At 69.6% G+C, this 15,479-nt stretch carries 14 protein-coding genes; 5 read left to right on the forward strand and 9 right to left on the reverse strand.

The window, feature by feature from the left end; all coding sequences use genetic code 11:
* Positions 1-92: 92 nt before the first annotated feature.
* The 9 genes from G406_RS0128355 to G406_RS50485 all read right to left on the reverse strand — a co-directional run bounded on the left by G406_RS0128355 (position 93) and on the right by G406_RS50485 (position 9,867).
* On the reverse strand, positions 93-707 hold the full coding sequence (locus G406_RS0128355) for a cadmium resistance transporter (protein ID WP_028936385.1): 615 nt from the start codon (positions 705-707) through the stop codon (positions 93-95).
* A gap of 69 nt (positions 708-776) precedes the next feature.
* Positions 777-1,931, reverse strand: coding sequence for an acyl-CoA dehydrogenase family protein (locus G406_RS0128360; RefSeq protein ID WP_245607239.1), 1,155 nt, complete (start codon positions 1,929-1,931; stop codon positions 777-779).
* A complete protein-coding gene (locus G406_RS0128365) occupies positions 1,928-3,154 on the reverse strand; it encodes an acyl-CoA dehydrogenase family protein (protein ID WP_245607255.1) in 1,227 nt (408 codons plus the stop codon). Before G406_RS0128365 ends, G406_RS0128360 begins: the two co-directional genes overlap by 4 nt.
* A 124-nt stretch (positions 3,155-3,278) precedes the next feature.
* Positions 3,279-3,776 (reverse strand): GreA/GreB family elongation factor, encoded by a 498-nt coding sequence (locus G406_RS0128370; protein ID WP_169736803.1) that lies wholly within the window; start codon positions 3,774-3,776, stop codon positions 3,279-3,281.
* 161 nt (positions 3,777-3,937) lie between these two features.
* Positions 3,938-4,735, reverse strand: coding sequence for a DUF4389 domain-containing protein (locus G406_RS50480; RefSeq protein WP_064743048.1), 798 nt, complete (start codon positions 4,733-4,735; stop codon positions 3,938-3,940).
* Positions 4,736-5,400: 665 nt separating this feature from the next.
* Positions 5,401-7,005 (reverse strand): flavin-containing monooxygenase, encoded by a 1,605-nt coding sequence (locus tag G406_RS0128380; RefSeq protein WP_281172558.1) that lies wholly within the window; start codon positions 7,003-7,005, stop codon positions 5,401-5,403.
* Between the two features lie 122 nt (positions 7,006-7,127).
* Complete coding sequence (locus tag G406_RS0128385; protein ID WP_028936390.1) at positions 7,128-7,898, reverse strand: IclR family transcriptional regulator; 771 nt, start codon at positions 7,896-7,898, stop codon at positions 7,128-7,130.
* A 61-nt stretch (positions 7,899-7,959) separates the two neighbouring features.
* Entirely contained in the window at positions 7,960-8,970 is a 1,011-nt protein-coding gene (locus G406_RS0128390; protein ID WP_051342789.1) for a GlxA family transcriptional regulator, read from the reverse strand.
* Between the two features lie 9 nt (positions 8,971-8,979).
* Positions 8,980-9,867 carry a YqjF family protein gene (locus tag G406_RS50485; protein WP_245607240.1) on the reverse strand — a complete coding sequence of 296 codons (888 nt, stop codon included), beginning with the start codon at positions 9,865-9,867 and terminating at the stop codon, positions 8,980-8,982.
* A gap of 142 nt (positions 9,868-10,009) precedes the next feature.
* Between G406_RS50485 and G406_RS0128400 the strand changes: the two genes are divergently transcribed.
* Genes G406_RS0128400 through G406_RS0128420 form a run of 5 tightly spaced genes read left to right on the forward strand, consistent with a single transcriptional unit; the run spans position 10,010 to position 15,478 of the window.
* Positions 10,010-11,251 carry a YlbE family protein gene (locus G406_RS0128400; protein WP_028936392.1) on the forward strand — a complete coding sequence of 414 codons (1,242 nt, stop codon included), beginning with the start codon at positions 10,010-10,012 and terminating at the stop codon, positions 11,249-11,251.
* Between the two features lie 41 nt (positions 11,252-11,292).
* Positions 11,293-12,633 carry a glutamine synthetase family protein gene (locus G406_RS0128405; RefSeq protein WP_028936393.1) on the forward strand — a complete coding sequence of 447 codons (1,341 nt, stop codon included), beginning with the start codon at positions 11,293-11,295 and terminating at the stop codon, positions 12,631-12,633.
* Positions 12,630-13,319 (forward strand): gamma-glutamyl-gamma-aminobutyrate hydrolase family protein, encoded by a 690-nt coding sequence (locus G406_RS0128410; RefSeq protein ID WP_028936394.1) that lies wholly within the window; start codon positions 12,630-12,632, stop codon positions 13,317-13,319. Before G406_RS0128405 ends, G406_RS0128410 begins: the two co-directional genes overlap by 4 nt.
* Complete coding sequence (locus tag G406_RS0128415; protein ID WP_051342790.1) at positions 13,316-14,806, forward strand: purine-cytosine permease family protein; 1,491 nt, start codon at positions 13,316-13,318, stop codon at positions 14,804-14,806. The genes G406_RS0128410 and G406_RS0128415 overlap by 4 nt, the downstream gene beginning before the upstream one ends.
* 15 nt (positions 14,807-14,821) lie before the next feature.
* Positions 14,822-15,478: a flavodoxin family protein gene (locus G406_RS0128420; protein ID WP_028936396.1), complete on the forward strand. Its 657-nt coding sequence runs from the start codon at positions 14,822-14,824 to the stop codon at positions 15,476-15,478.
* Position 15,479: the final 1 nt, after the last annotated feature.

Consider the following 15,479-nt stretch of genomic DNA (forward strand, 5'->3'; position numbering starts at 1 on the left):
GGTGCGGAACGAGCGGCACCACCCGGGGCACAGCGAAATCGCCCTCAACGTTAACGACAGGTGTCCGTCAGATCTCGAAGACGTGTGAGAGTTCACGCCCCGCCGACAGCGCCGAAGGCGTGACCGTCGATGAGGATGAGCAGACCGATCGTGACCAGCACGACGGGCAGCACGACATGCCCCCAACCGGCCAGAGCCGGGGCGATGAGCGGACGGGTGGCGAAGTAGCGCCCGGCCGCGCACCACAGGCCGGTTCCAAGTAGGAACACGATCAGGTAGACGGTCAGGCCCTCGACGCCGGCCACGGCGAACACCGGCACGTAGACGCCGACGTTGTCACCGCCGTTGGCCACGGTCACGGCCGCGACCTCCCAGACCCCGACGCGGCGAGCCGGTTCTTGTCCCGCCTCATGTTCGACACGGGTCCGTGATCGATGTTCTCGCCATGCGGTCCACGCCGCGCGCAGCCCGAGGAGCAGCGGGATCAGTCCGAGGTAGGGGATGGCGCCGGCGGGGAGCAGCCCGGCACCGAGGGCTCCGGCGACGGAGGCGACCAGGATCGCGACGAACCCGAGATACTGGCCCGCCACGACACGCATCGCGGCGGTTCCGTTCGCGCCGGCCCGCCCGAAGAACAGCGCGAGCACGACCAGATCGTCGATGTTGGTGACCGCGAACGTGACCGCGGCCTGGGCGAGTGTTCTCACGGCTGCCCCGGCGCCCTCGAGAGGCGGACACGACGACCGCCCATGTCGAACCCGCTCGTCCGACGGTTCTCAGACAGCGGTGGTCGTGGCCTCGGCCGGGCGGGTGAGCGCGGCGTAGCGGGCGAGGTGCGCCGACACCGTGCCGAGTTCGTGCTCGATGACGGTGAGGCGTTTGAAGTAGTGGCCGACGGCCAGCTCCTCGGTCATTCCCATGCCGCCGTGCAGCTGCACCGCGCCCTGGCCGACGATGCGAGCGGCCCGGGCGACGGTCACCTTCGCGGCCGAGACCGCCCTGGCTCGTTCAGCATCCCCGGCGCCGAGACCGTGTATCGCCAGATGGGTCGCCGCGCTCGCCTGTTCGACCTCCAGGTACATGTCGACCATGCGGTGCTGCAGCACCTGGAAGCGGCTGATCGGCTGGCCGAACTGTGTCCGCTGCTTCGTGTAGCTCACGGTGTCGGCGAGCACCCTGCGCAGACACCCGACGGCTTCCGCGCACACGGCCGCCGTGGCGTCGTCCACCGCCCGTTCGACAGTGCCCAGAGCGTCGCCGGGTCCGCCGAGCAGGGCGTCGGCCGGTAGCTGTACGTCCCGCAGCACCAGATCGGCGGCGATCCGGTCGTCGACCGTGCGCAACGGGTGCACGGTCATGCCGGCCGGGGGAGCGGCCGCGTCGAAGTCCACGAGGAAAAGTGAGACGCCGCCGTCACCGGTGCGGGCGGTCACCAGCAGATGCGTAGCGAGCGGTGCGGTGGTCACCACCGGTTTGGCGCCGTCGAGCACCCAGCCGGCACCGTCGCGCCGTGCGGTCGTGGTGATGTCGTCCAAGCCGGGCCCGGCCTCCATCGCCGCGACCGCGGTGACCGCGGTGCCGTCGACGATGCGCGCGAGAACCTCATCGGCGCGAGGGCCGCCGAGCCGGTGCAGGAGCCCGGCACCCAGGACGGCGGTGTCGATGTAGGGCTCCACCACCAGCGCGTTACCGAGCGCCTCGGCGATGACCATCATCTCGACGGGGCCGCCACCCGTCCCGCCCGCGTGCTCCGGCAGGGCGGCGCCGAGGATTCCCAGGTCCTCGGCCAGCGCTCGCCAGATCTCGGGCTGCCAGCCCGGACCGGTCTTCACCGCGGCGCGGCTGACCGCCAGGTCGTAGTGCTTGTCGAGGAACTTCACGAGTCCGTCGCGCAGCATCTCCTGCTCCGCGGTGAGCGCGAACGAGATCACAGGCCGAGCACCGCCTTCGCCAGGATGTTGCGTTGGATCTCGTTGCTTCCCGCGTAGATCGAGCCGGCCCGGTTGTTCAGGTAGAACAACGGCGCGACCGCCTGCCACTCCTCCCCGGAGAGGTAGTCATCGGGTGGTGGCGTGTAGTCGACCGTCGGACCGCCCGGCGCGGTGGCGTGCGGCTGGTACACACGTCCCCTCGGGCCGGCCGCCTCCAGGGCCAGCTCGCTGATCCGCTGGCTCAGCTCGGTGCCGAGGATCTTCAGCATCGACGACGCCGGGCCGGGATTACCACCGGCCGCGAGCGTGTCCAGCGCCCGGTGTTCGAGCACCTCGAGCACGTCCGCGCGGATGCGGGCCTCCGCGAGCCGTGAGGAGAAGGACGGATCGTCGATCAACGAACGGCCCCCGGGACCGGGCTGCCGTGTGGCGTGCTCGGCCAACGCGGCGGCCTTGACCTGCAGTGCCGGTGCGACCGCGGCGCCACCGCGTTCGAACACCAGCAGATACTTCGCGACGGACCAGCCGTCGTCGATCTCGCCGAGCACGTTGTCCACCGGGACCCGTACCTGCTCGAAGAAGACCTGGTTCTGGATCTGCTCGCCGGAGGTCATCACCAGCGGCCGGACCGTGATCCCCGGTGCGGTCATGTCGACCAGGAGGAACGTGATGCCGTGCTGCTTGCGTTCGGTCCGGGTGGTGCGCACCAGGCAGAACATCCAGTTCGCCTCGCCGGCGTGGGTGGTCCAGATCTTGCTGCCGTCGAGCACCAGCTCATCACCATCGCGCACCGCGGCCATGCTCAGGGAGGCGAGGTCGGAGCCGGACTCGGGCTCGGAGTAGCCCTGGCAGAAGAACACCTCACCGGTGAGGATGCGCGGTAGGAAGTAATCCTTCTGCTCGGGCGTGCCGTAGCCGATGATCGCGTGCGCGACCATGCGAATGCCCATGGGCGACAGCGAGGGCGCTCCCGCCAGGGTCGACTCGCGGCTGAAGATGTAGTGCTGGGTCAGGCTCCAGTCGCAACCGCCGTGTTCGACCGGCCAGCTGGGAGCGGCCCAGCCGCGCGCATGCAGGATGCGCTGCCAGGCCATGCTCGCCTCGTGGTCGGTGTAGACGCTGGTCATCAGGCGACCCGCTCGCCGAAGCTCGGGTGTCAGCTCCCGGTCCAGGAAGTCGCGCACCTCGTCCCGGAAGGCCAGGTCGTCCGGTGACCATCCCATCTCCACGCGTGTGCTCCTCTGCCCGACGACGGATCCGACCCCCATTGTGGTTGAAGGTGCCACATTCCGACGCACGACCGTCGCGCGGCCGACGGATCTGCCGTCAGGCTGGAGACGGGTGTCCTTATGCGCCGATCTTCACGACATGCGCCTGTTGCGGACCGGCCGGGGTAGCCCAGGTGATCGTGTCCCCGGCCGCGTGACCGGTCAGCGCCCTGGCGAGCGGGCTGTCGAGCCCGAGGAGCTCGGCGTTCGTGCCTTCCGGCGACGCGTCCAGGACGGACGTGGCGTAGAACGTCTCCTCGTCACCGTCGGGGAACCGCAGCGTCACGGTGCTTCCCTCGGCCAGGGCACCGCTCCCGGAGCGGTTCGTCCCGGTCGCCGATCCCGCGATGAGCAGGTGGTGGATCTCGTTGATCCGGTCCTCGATCCGGAACACGTCGTCAGCGCGGCGCATCGCCTCGGCGCGGTCCCCGGAGTCGGCGGCGCGGTAGTCCTCCGCGCCCTCTCCGCGCAGCTGGTCTCGCTGCGATCGCAGGACGGCCAGCTCGTCACGAAGTCGGCGCTGCACCTCGCTGTCGGTCTCGGACCGCGGTTGCTCGACCACAGACTGACTGCTCATCCCGACCTCCATGCCGCACAACATCGTTGTTTCTGTCGAGGGCTCGACCGCCGCCCTCCCGCGTCCGCTGCCCGACGAGCAACAGACCCTGGTGCGCCAACGTTCATCGGCCGGATCGAATTCCGTGATGTGTGGTTAATCGCTCTCCAGAGGGAAACCGGCTAATTCGGTTGAGCGGAGGCCGTGGTGCTGCTCCGCCCGGTGCCCTGCTCCTCGGCGCTCGTGGCGCCCTGGCCGAGGTAGGCCAGCACACCGAAGACGATGAACACGATCATCAGTACCCGTGCTCCCTTGGTCAGCACGAGCGGCCGCGTCACCGGTGTCTCCCTCGCTGGTTCTGAACCAGCGGGCGCGTCGCCGAACAGCTTCTTCGGGTACGCCGACGTCAGCATCGACAGGTAGACCTGGTAGCGCACCTGGTAGCGGACCGTGGCCGCCGTGGCCAGGAACAGCGACGCGGGCATCCGGCCCGCGATCAGCACGATCAGCCAGAAGATGAGACCGAGCACGTACCAGCCGTAGGTCACGATGGAGCTCAGGATCATGACCGGCAGGACCAGGATGATCCGGAAGAGCACCGCCGCGCGGTTGAGCCGCGTCCGAGGCGGAAACACGACCCGGATCGGGTAGTCGGCGGAGACGAAGGCGAACGGCGGGTACCGGTCGGTCAGCAGCTGCAGGTAGCCGGTGAACCGCGCCTGCCACGCGATGTAGCCGGTCAGGAAGTCAGCGGCCCAGTCCGGCAGTCGACCGGTGAAGAGCGCCGCGAACCAGCCGATGACCAGCACGACGAAGGCCGCGATGCCGACCAGCGCGAGCACGACCATGTGCGGAATCGCCAGGATGAACCGCAGCAGGACGGTCCACCGGCGCTGGCTCCCGGCGAAGTCGACCTCCAGCTCGGGATCGATGTGTGCAGGCGGTACCCCCGCGCCACCCGTAGACGGTGTGGCCGTCATATCTGGTTACCTCCCTGCCCGCAGTGGATCATGCCGGGTGCATTGTCGGTGGCACCCCTTGACAGATCAACGACATCGCCGGGCGGTAGCCCCGATAGTGGCGCTTCACCGCTCGTTCGGCTGGCCCGGCGGCCCTCGTCGCCGCGCAACTCACTTCGCAGAGGCTCAGGTTGCGTCGCAGACGCTGCAGCATCTGCGACGCAACACGTAGCTCTGCGAGCCGTCACCCGAGTGACCAACGCGACCACTGGGGCCAGCGAACCCGAACCCGAACCCGAACCCGCGCGCGCACGCGCGAGGGCGCAGCCCGATGCGCAAGAAGAGCGCGATCGGCACGCACACCACCCCATCCCCGCGATCCTGGCCCGCACTTGGCGTGGCCGCCCGCCGTCAATCCTGAAACCTCGCCCCCGAACGCCGGACAGCCCGACGACGTGCGAGGCCGGCGAAGCCGGGGATTGACGGCGGGCGGCCACGCCAAGACACTCGCTGGCCAGCGGGGACGCCACGGCCGAGCGGGGACGCCACGGCCCAGCGGGGACGCCACGGCCCAGCGGCGATGCCGCCGCCCAGCGGCGATGCCGCCGCCGAGCGGCGATGCCCCGGCCCGGCGGCGACGCCTCCGCTTACCGGGGACGCCTCCCGCCGGTGAGAACAACCGGCCGTCACCGCCGGAGAAGCGTGAATCCGCGATACCCGGCCGAAGCCACCTCGTCGGCGCGCGCCCGGTAGTTGCCGACCCCACCGACGTACGGCATGAACACCCGGGGTTTGCCGGGAATGTTCGCGCCGAAGAACCATGAGTTGGGGGAGCGGGGGTAGAGCGTCGCCTCGGCGACCTCACCGACGTGCGCGACCCAGCCGTCCTCGGCCTCCTGGGTCGCTTCGGCCCGGTACACGTCGTGCTCACGGGCGTGATCGAGGAAGTCCGCGATCCACTCGACGTGTTGTTCGGCGGAGTTGACCATGTTGCTGAACACCGAAGGGCTGCCTGGCCCGGTGAGCAGGAACAGGTTGGGGAATCCCGACACCGCGAGCCCCAGATAGGTGACGGGACCCCCGGACCACTTCGAGGCCAGTGACGTGCCGTCGGCGCCCCGGATGTCGATCCGCGACAGTGAGCCGGTCATCGCGTCGAAGCCGGTGGCGAACACGATCATGTCGAGGGGGTGGTGTGCCGAGGCGGTGCGCAGCCCGGTCGGGGTGATCTCCTCGATCGGCGCGGCGCTCACGTCGACGAGGGTGACGTCGTCCCGGTTGAAGGTCTCGTAGTAGTTCGTGCCGGAGCACAGCCGCTTCGTGCCGAAATGGAAACCCTGGGGACACAGCAGCTCGCTGACCTCGGGATCGTGCACGGTCGCCCGGATCTTCGCGCGGACGAACTCGGCGGTGGCTTCGTTGGCCTCGGGGTCGGTCAGGACGTCGGCGAATGCCCGCATCATGTACAGACCGCCGGAGCGCCAGCGCGCCTCGAGCTCGGCGGACCGCTGCGCGGGGGTGAGGTCGCGGTAACGGTTGTCGTTCTGTGGCTGGCTGTGTCCGAAGCCCGAGATGCGCGCCTTGGCCCGGCGTTCGGGGTACTCGGCTTTCCAGTGCACCTCGACCTCGGGCGGCATCGGGTGGTTCCGGGCCGGCATGCAGAAGTTGGCCGTCCGCTGGAAGACGTCCAGGTGGGCGGCCTGTTCGGCGACGATCGGGATCAGCTGCGTTCCCGAGGAGCCGGTGCCGATCACGCCTACCCTGTTACCGGAGAAGTCGACGCCGTCACGGGGCCAGTCACCGGTGTGGAACCAGCGACCTTCGAAGGTGTCGAGCCCGGGGATGTCCGGGACCTGGGCGACGGTCAGGCAGCCGGTCGCCATCAGGCACCACCGCGCGCCGACCTCGTCACCTAGGTCGGTCGTGACGGTCCAGCGAACGGTGTCCTCGTCGAAACGGGCGCCGACGACCGCTGTGTCCAGCTCGATGTGCTCACGCAGGGCGAACCGGTCGACGACGTGGTTGAGGTAGCGCAGCAGTTCGGGCTGCGAGGCGTACCGCTCGCTCCATCGCCACTCCTGCTGCAGGTTCTCGTCGAACGAGTAGGAGTAGTCCATGCTCTCGATGTCGCACCGGGCGCCGGGATAGCGGTTGTGGAACCAGGTGCCCCCGAGCCCGGAGCCCGATTCGAACAATCGGGCCGAGTACCCGGCTCGCAGGAGACGGTGGAGCATGTAGATGCCGCTGAAACCGGCTCCGACCACAACGGCGTCCACAGGACGGGTGTTCATCATCGAACCTCTCCGAGATCGGACCATCGACGTGGTCACGATCGGCGCGTGCCGGACAGGTCACCAGCGTGATTCCCGCCCAGCGAGAAACCTCCTCGCCGGCCTGCGGGGATCGTCGCGGGTCAGCGGGTCGCGTCGGGATGGTGGTGCAGGGCGCGGGTGATACCGCGAGCCGTGGCCATCACCGCGGGCAGCGCCGAGGAGACGGTGTCCGGCGAGTTGGGGACGATCACGGACAGGGCCGCCACGACGGTGCGGTCGCGGTTGCGGATCGGGGCGGCCACCCCCGCGGCGTCGAGGTGCACCGAGCCGGCCAGTGTCGCGCTGTCGCGTCGGCGGGTATCGGCGAACCTGCGCCGCAGCTCGGCCGGGTCGACGACGGTTCGAGAGGTGAACCGGTGCAGCTCGGACGTGAGCACTCGCTCTTGCAGGTCCTGGGAGCCGAACGCCAGCAGGACGAGCCCGGACGAGCAGGTGTGCGCGGGAAGCCTGCCGGCGACCCGGGTGATGTTCACCGTCGTCTGTCCTCGGGCGCTGAGCCGCTCGATGTAGAGGACGTCGGTACCCTCGAGCAGGGCCAGCTGGGTGTGCTGGCGAACCACGGACTGCAGGTCTTCGAGGTAGGGCATCGCCAGGTCGCGCAGGCCGAGCGCCGATGTGGAGCGCCAGCCCAGCTCCCACAGCCGGACGCCGACCCGCAACAACCGGTCCGGGCCCTTCTCCAGCAGCCCGAGCCTGACCATCTCCGCGACCAGCCGATGGGTGGACGCCATCGGGATTCCGGTACGGCGGGAGATGTCCGACGCGGTGAGGCTCGGCGTCCCGGGCCGGAACGCCTCCAGTACGCGGGTGGCGCGGCTCAGGACCGTCTCGCCACCGTCCGCCTGGGTCACCCACCCATTCTGCCCCGAGGTGTCCCCGCCGACCTCGCGGACGCAGCCACCGGCGCGGGAGCTATCCCGCGCTCGGTCGGCGCGCCGTGCTGAACCGGCGTTGGTACGCGGCGGGACTGATGGACAGCTCTCGCGCGAAGACCCGTCGCAGGCTCTCGTAGCTGGGGAACCCGGCGAGTGTCGCGGCGTGCGTCGCGGTGTGGCCCTGGTCGAGCAACGCCCTGGCCATGTCGAACCGGATGCTCTCCACGTACCGGGCGGGGGTGGTGGACAGTTCGTCGTGGAACAGCCGGGTGAGCTGCCGGGGACTCACCGCCAGCTGCCTGGCCAGTTCGGTCGGTGAGTGATCGCGCTCGGGGTTCGCCGTCACCAGGTCGGTGATCTTGCGTAGCGCGGGCGAGCGGGGCGGCGGTCCCTGCAGCGGAGCCGAGAACTGGGACTGTCCGCCTGAACGCTGCAGGTAGACCACCAGTGCGCGGGCGACGTCGCGGGTCAGGTCAGGGCCGTGGTCCTCCTCGACGAGCGCGAGGGCGAGATCGATTCCCGCGGTGACGCCGGCCGAGGTGTAGGTGGCGCCGTCCCGGACGTAGATCGCGTCGGGCTCGACCCGGCACGTGGGGTGTCGGGCGGCGAGCTGGTGCGTGACCTTCCAGTGGGTCGTCGCGCGCTTGCCGTCGAGCAGACCGGCGGCGGCGAGGATGAACGCGCCCGTGCAGATCGAGGCGACCCGGCCGGCGCGAGCCGCCTGCACCCGTGCTGCCTCGGCCAGGTCCTGGGGTACGCCGGTTCGCGGATACAGCGACGATCCGGCCACGAGGAACGTGTGCGCGGCAGGTTCAGCGGAGGCCGCGGCGTCGACGGCGAACCGCATGCCGAGGTCGGACGTGACCTCGTGCCCGGTCGGGGACACCAGCACGATCTGATAGGCCGCGCCCAACCGGTTCGCCTCCTTGAAGACCTCGGCGGGACCAGCGAGGTCCAGCAGGGTCACCCCGTCGAAGACGAGGATCGCGACGCGATGCCGGGCCGGCGTTGACCGGCCGCCGGTCGGGGAGGTGGCAGGCGGCGACACGGCCCATTGCTAGCACATCGGACGTCCGTGCCGGGTCGCCGCGCCACCGCGGGTGTGGGGGGTGGCCGGTCGGGGGCGGCCGAACTCGGCGCTGACACCAGGGCTGAACGCGACATGGTCGGGGCGCCGCTGGCGGCCGTCGCTGTCCGCGATGGCGTTCCGGAGACCGACGGAGGCGACGAGGCCGTCGTCGATCTCGACCAGGTCGGCGGCGCGCAGCGGCCAGGGCTCGTGGGAGTTGGGCAAGTACCAGGTGCGGCCGAAGCGGGTCGTGTGCAGGCCCCACCGCGCGGTCAGGAACGACTCCAGTGGGCCCGTGACCAGGTCTTCGCCTGGCCGGATGACGACCTTGCTGCTCGCCCGCACCCCTGGCCACCGCAGGCTGGTCGTGTAGGTGCGCAGCGCGCCGCCGTCGTCGGCGACACGCATGCGAGCCCATCGGTACGGCAGTCCGAAACCGACACGTGCGGCCGCGACGATGGGCGCGCGGTCGGCGTCCAGGCTCAGGAAGACCACGCCGCGCCTACCGGTCTCGTCGACGGAGTAGAGCCGCACGTTGGTCTCCAGGAACGTGCCCAGCCACGGCAGTGGCGGTCCGCGCCCGAATCCGGTCCCGACCATACGGAACAGCACCAGACCCACGTAGGTGTGGCCGTCGAGGACGTCCGGACGGGTGCCACGCGGCAGGAACGGCCCGACCTGCTCGGGTCGGACGGCCCAGTGCAGGAAGGCGACGTCACGCCACTGCTGGCGCAGCAGCCGAGGCCTGCCGAGTTCCGGCGCTAGGTCCGAGACGGGTTCGGGTTCGGCGACCATGCCGAACATTCTGGCCCGCGCGAACCGCATCGCGGCGATGTCGGGCAAGGGCTTGACAGCGGAACGCGGAACCAGCACCATTTGCAAAACCGCTTTTGCAGTGAGTCGAGATGCTCTACAAAGGAAGTCGATCGCCGGGTTCCGCCCGCGTGTCGGCACGGTTTCGTACGTTTTTGATTCGAGGGCCGGTTAATGCTGGATCGGCCCGACTCCGGAGGTCCGAATGACGGTGATCAATGAAGTCTCCACGGTGGACCGGGCGAACTCGGCAGCTCTGCGACTTCTCTTCGAGTCCGAGCCCACCCTCGTCGGCGTACGTCCGGCGGGTGAGGTCCTCCCGGGGATGACGAGGACGACGATCCTCACCTCGGGCCCACCGATGCCGTGGTCGCAATACTTCGGAGGGCAGCGCGCCGCCGTGCTCGGCGGTGTTCTGCACGAGGGCCTCGCCGAGGACGCCGCGCGGGCCGACGTTCTGCTCGGACGCGGCGAGATCACCGTGGCGGGGTGCCACGACTTCGGCTGCGTGGGATCGCTCGCGGGTGTCACCACGGCGTCGATGCCGGTTCTCGTGGTGGAGGACGCCAGGTCAGGACATCGCGGCTGCTGCACCCTGTTCGAGGGTGACGCCACCGCGCGGCTCAACTACGGCACCTACGACGAGTCGGTCGAGCGGAACCTGCGCTACCTGGCGACGGTCATCGCCCCCGCGCTGAACACCGCGATCGAGGCCGTCGGTGGGATCGCGCTGCTCCCGATCATCCAGCGAGCGCTGCGTCAGGGCGACGAGCTGCACAGTCGCAACACCGCCGCGTCCGGGCTGTTCCTGCAGTCGATCCTGCCCGCGTTGCTGGACCTGGACCGCGCCGCCGCCGGTGAACTGATCGCCTATCTGACCTCGGGCGACTATTTCTTTCTGCGCCCCGCCATGGCGGCGGCGAAATCCATGGCTGATCGAATGATCGGCGTCCCCGGTTCCTCGGTGGTGACCGCGATGGCGTTCTCCTGCGCGGAATTCGGCATCCGAGTCTCGGGGACGGGCGACCGATGGTTCCGGGGGCCGCTTCCGCAAATCGAGACCTGTCAGCTGCTCGCGGGCCACACCCGAGCCGATATCGAGGTGATGGGCGGGGAGAGCCTGATCACCGAGGTGTGCGGGCTGGGGGCTTTCGCGCAGGCAGCCGCGTTCCCGTTGCAGGCCTACCAGGGCGGCGAGCCCAGCGTGATGGTCGAGCGGAACCTGCAGATGTACGAGATCACCGCGGGTGAACATCCGCTGTTCAGGATTCCCTTTCTGAAGTATCGAGGCACCCCGGTCGGCATCGACGTACACCGGGTCGCCCACACCGGGATCACCCCTGCCCTGGACGTCGGCATCGCGGGACGGGGCGGCGGCCAGATCGGCGCCGGGTCGTTCCGCGCGCCGCTGCAGCCGTTCCTCGATGCCGCATCGGCCCTTCGCTAGTTCCTCCACCGACCCCTCTCGACCAAGGAAGAAGGAGTGTCATGGACACGCTCCACACCATCGACGGCGACCACGTGGCGTGGGCACGCGAGCTGGCGGACGGCGGCGCGCGTTACGCGGTCGCCAGCTGGATCGACGTCCTCGGACGGCCGAAGTCGAAGACCGTGCCGATCGATCACCTGCCGAACCTGCTGGCCGGCTCGGAGCGCTACACGCCACGCGGCATGGGCGGTATCGGCCGCATGAACCCGATCGAGTCCGAAGGGGTGGCGGTTCCCGATCCGTCGACCCTGCGGGTACTGCCCTGGGACCGGCGGGTCGTATGGCTGGCGGCGGACCTGCACGTGGGGCCCGATGAGCCGTTCGCGCTGTGCCCGCGCTCGGTGCTCAAGAGACAGGTCGAGGCGGCCCGGGAGATGGGCTACATCGCCCAGCTCGGCGTGGAGCCGGAGTTCTACGCCTTCCGCCAGGAGTCGGTGGGCTCGAACAGGCTCGAGCCGATCGCGCGCAGCGGTGAGCTCAAACCGTCGCCCGCCTACGACGTCGAGTCCACGCTCGACTCGATGCCGTTCCTCGACCGGCTCTGTGGCTACCTGGAGGAGCTGGACTTCGGAGTGTTCAGCTTCGACGCCGAGGGCGGCGAGGGACAGTACGAGTTCGACTTCGCCCACCGCCCGGTGCTGGAGACCGCGGACCGGTTGACGCTGTTCCGGCTCGCCGCCCGGCAGGCGGCGAAGGAATGCGGCCTGTTCGCCACCTTCATGCCGAAGCCCTTCGCCGACCTGTGGGGCTCGGGCGCGCACTTCAACATGAGCCTGGAGGACCTGGACGGCACCAACGTCTTCCGGGAGGGAACGGGCTGGTCGAAGGAGACCTACCAGTTCGTCGCCGGCATCCTCGCGCACGCCCCCGCGCTGTCCGCCGTGGCGAACCCGACGACCAACTCCTACCGCAGGCTCGTCGACCGGCTGGCCGACGGACAGGTGTCCTGGGCGCCGACGAAGATCAGCTACGGCTACAACAACCGGTCCTGCATGCTGCGGCTCCCGGCCAACCGCCCCGCTGTGGAGAACCGGGCCGTGGACAGCGCCGCGAACACCTACCTCGCCGCGGCCTTCATGCTCGCCGCCGGCCTCGACGGCATCCGGCGTGGTCTCGACCCCGGCGAGCCCCGCGACGACCTCAGCTACCAGGCCGGCATCGAACGGCTGCCGAGAACACTGCTCGGCGCTGTCGAGGCGTTCGAGAACGACCCGTTGACCACGGAGGTCTTCCACCCGGCATTCGTGCGTGACTACGCCGAGATGAAGGTCGCCGAATGGGAGCAGGACCATCGCGAGGTGACCGACGCCGAGCGATCGACGTACCTGCTGAACCTGTGACCGGCGGCGGGCCGGTAGTCGGGATCACGGTCGGGCGCGAGGGCCGCAACCTGGTGCTCGACCGGTGCTACGTCGACAGCGTCGTCGCTGCGGGAGGAACACCCCTGCTGTTACCGGCCGTCGAGGGCGGCTTGCTGGTCCCTCTCGTCGACCGCCTCGACGCGCTGCTGCTGACCGGCGGCGGTGACGTCCGCCCGGAGCTGTACGGCGAGGAGCCCAGAGCCACGCTCGAGGACACCGATCCGGTGCGCGACGACGTCGAGCTGCGGCTGTTCCGCCGCGCGAGGACGCGCGGCATCCGGGTGCTGGGTGTCTGCCGGGGCGCCCAGCTCATGGCGGTGGCCACCGGGGGACGGCTGGTGCAGGACCTCCCGGCCGCCGGCTACCAGGTGCATCTCAACGCGAGTCACGACCGTGCCCCGGGGGACCTGCGGCACTGTGTGAAGGCCGAGCCGGGCAGCCTGGCCGAGACCGTGCTTGTCGGTGCCTCGGAGATCAACTCGCACCATCACCAGGCCATCGCGGAACCCGGCTCCGTGCTCACGGCGACCGCGTGGGCGCCGGACGGGACCATCGAGGCAGTCGAGGGTCCCGGACTGCTCGGTGTGCAGTGGCACCCCGAGATAGACCACTCCCTACCGGTTTTCTCCTGGCTGACCTCCGCCAGAGAGGGGTCTCGACGATGAGCTCTGACCTGACCGACAACGCGACCACCCACTCCGCGTACCGGGACACGCTCGGCAAGATCGAGCGCTGCGGCATCGAGTACATCCCGGAGGAGGCGCGGAAGTCCGCGCCGAGGAACCTGTTCACCATCCTCGCCGGGGGCAGCCTCACCTTCAGCGTGATCATCGTGGGCTGGTTCCCGATCAGCTTCGGCCTGAGCTTCTGGCAGGCCGCGAGCGCGATACTCATCGGCTCCTCGGTCGGCGCCGCACTGCTCGCGCCGATGGGGCTGATGGGCCCGCGCACCGGAACCAACAACCCGGTGTCCAGCGGCGCCTACTTCGGCGTCGCGGGCCGGCTGATCGGGTCGTTCCTGGAGGCGAGCGCCTCGCTGGCGTTCGCCGCGCTCAGCATCTGGACCGGGGGAGACGCCCTCGCGGGTGCCCTCACCAGGATCTTCCACATCCAGGACGCCACCGTTCCCCGGCTCGTCGCCTACGCGGTGCTGAGCGTGGTCGTGACCGTCGTATCGGTCCTCGGGCACGCGAACATGGTCGCCGCGCAACGGATCATGATCCCGACCGCCGGGCTGTGCGTGCTGGTCGGGATCGGCGTGTACGGCCGCCACTTCGACGCCGGATACCCGGGAACCGGCACCTACACGTTCGGCTCGCTCGCGGCGACGTGGCTGGTGTCCGCGCTGCTCGCCGGCTCGACCGTGGCCTCGTACGGAGCCTATGCCGGTGACTGGACCCGTCACATCGCCCGCACGCTGCACAGCGACCGGTCGATCGTGCGCGCGATGTTCCTCGGCGGCCTGTTCGGCATGGGCGGCCCGTTCATGTGGGGCACCTTCACCGCGACCGCGGTCTTCTCCACCGGCGCCGAGGGCGCCCACACCCCGTACGTCCTGGGGCTCATCAACGCCGCCCCGCTGTGGTACGTGCCCGCGCTGATCTACCTCGGTCTCGCCTCCGGCACGTCCCAGGCGGTCATCAACACCTACGGCACCGGACTGGACACCTGCGCGATCATCCCGGGGCTCAACCGCGTGCAGGCGACCCTGCTCGCCTGCACGCTGGCGACCGTACTCGTCTACGTGGGCTACTTCAGCTCCGCGCTGACCGAGGGTGTGGGCATATTCCTGCAGCTGCTCGCGTGCTTTTCCCTACCGTGGATCGTGATGGTCACGATCGGGCACTTCCGTCGTCGCGGCTACTACAACCCGGACGACCTGCAGGTCTTCAACCGCGGCGAGCGCGGCGGCATCTACTGGTTCTGGCACGGCATCAACGTCCAGGGGATGGCCGTGTGGGCGATCGCCACAGGCACGGGCCTGCTCTTCGCGAGCAACACCTGGTTCGTCGGGCCAGGAGCAGTGCTCTTCGGCGGCATCGACCTCGGATTCCTCGTGGCCACGGTTCTCGCCGCCGTGCTGTACCCGCTCGTACTCACCGTATTTCCCGAACCGGCCGAGGTGTACGGAACCACCCTCGGCCCACGCTGACGAAAGGTGCACCCCATGCGCGTTCTGGTCCTCAGCTCCAGCCCACGCCGCAACGGCAACTCCCAGACCATGGCGCAGGCCGCCGCCCAGGGCGCCAGGGACGCCGGACACGACGTCGACTTCGCGTACCTGTCGGACTACGTCGAGGGCCTGTTCCGGGACTGCCGGACCTGCCGTAACCTCGACGGGGCCTGCACCATCGCCGACGACTACGAACGTCTGCTCCTCGAGCACGTCGTCCCCGCCGACGGGCTGATCATCGCCACACCGCTGTACTGGTACGGGATGTCCGGTGCACTGAAGACCTTCTACGACCGGCTGTTCTGCTACACCTCGGGCAGCGCCCCGGACGGTGAGACCGTCGTCGACGGGCTGACCGGCAAGCGGGTGGCGCTGCTGATCGCGTGCGAGGAGAGCTACAAGGGCGCCACCCTCGGTGTCATCACCCAGTTCCAGGAGCTGACCCGCTACCTGCACCAGGAGCTGATCGGCGTCGCGGTCGGTATCGGCAACAGCCGGGGAGAGGTCGAGGCCGACCCGGCGCGGCCCCTGGACCACGCCGAGGACCTGGGGCGCAGGCTGTTCGACGCCCGGGTGACCGACTACCGGATCGACACGCCGAGGTCGAACCGGGTGTGGGGCGAACGACCGGTGGCGGCGCCGCTGAGGTGAG

The organism is Actinospineispora spinosispora DSM 44797 (assembly GCF_000429025.1).
Classification (GTDB): domain Bacteria; phylum Actinomycetota; class Actinomycetes; order Mycobacteriales; family Pseudonocardiaceae; genus Pseudonocardia; species Pseudonocardia spinosispora.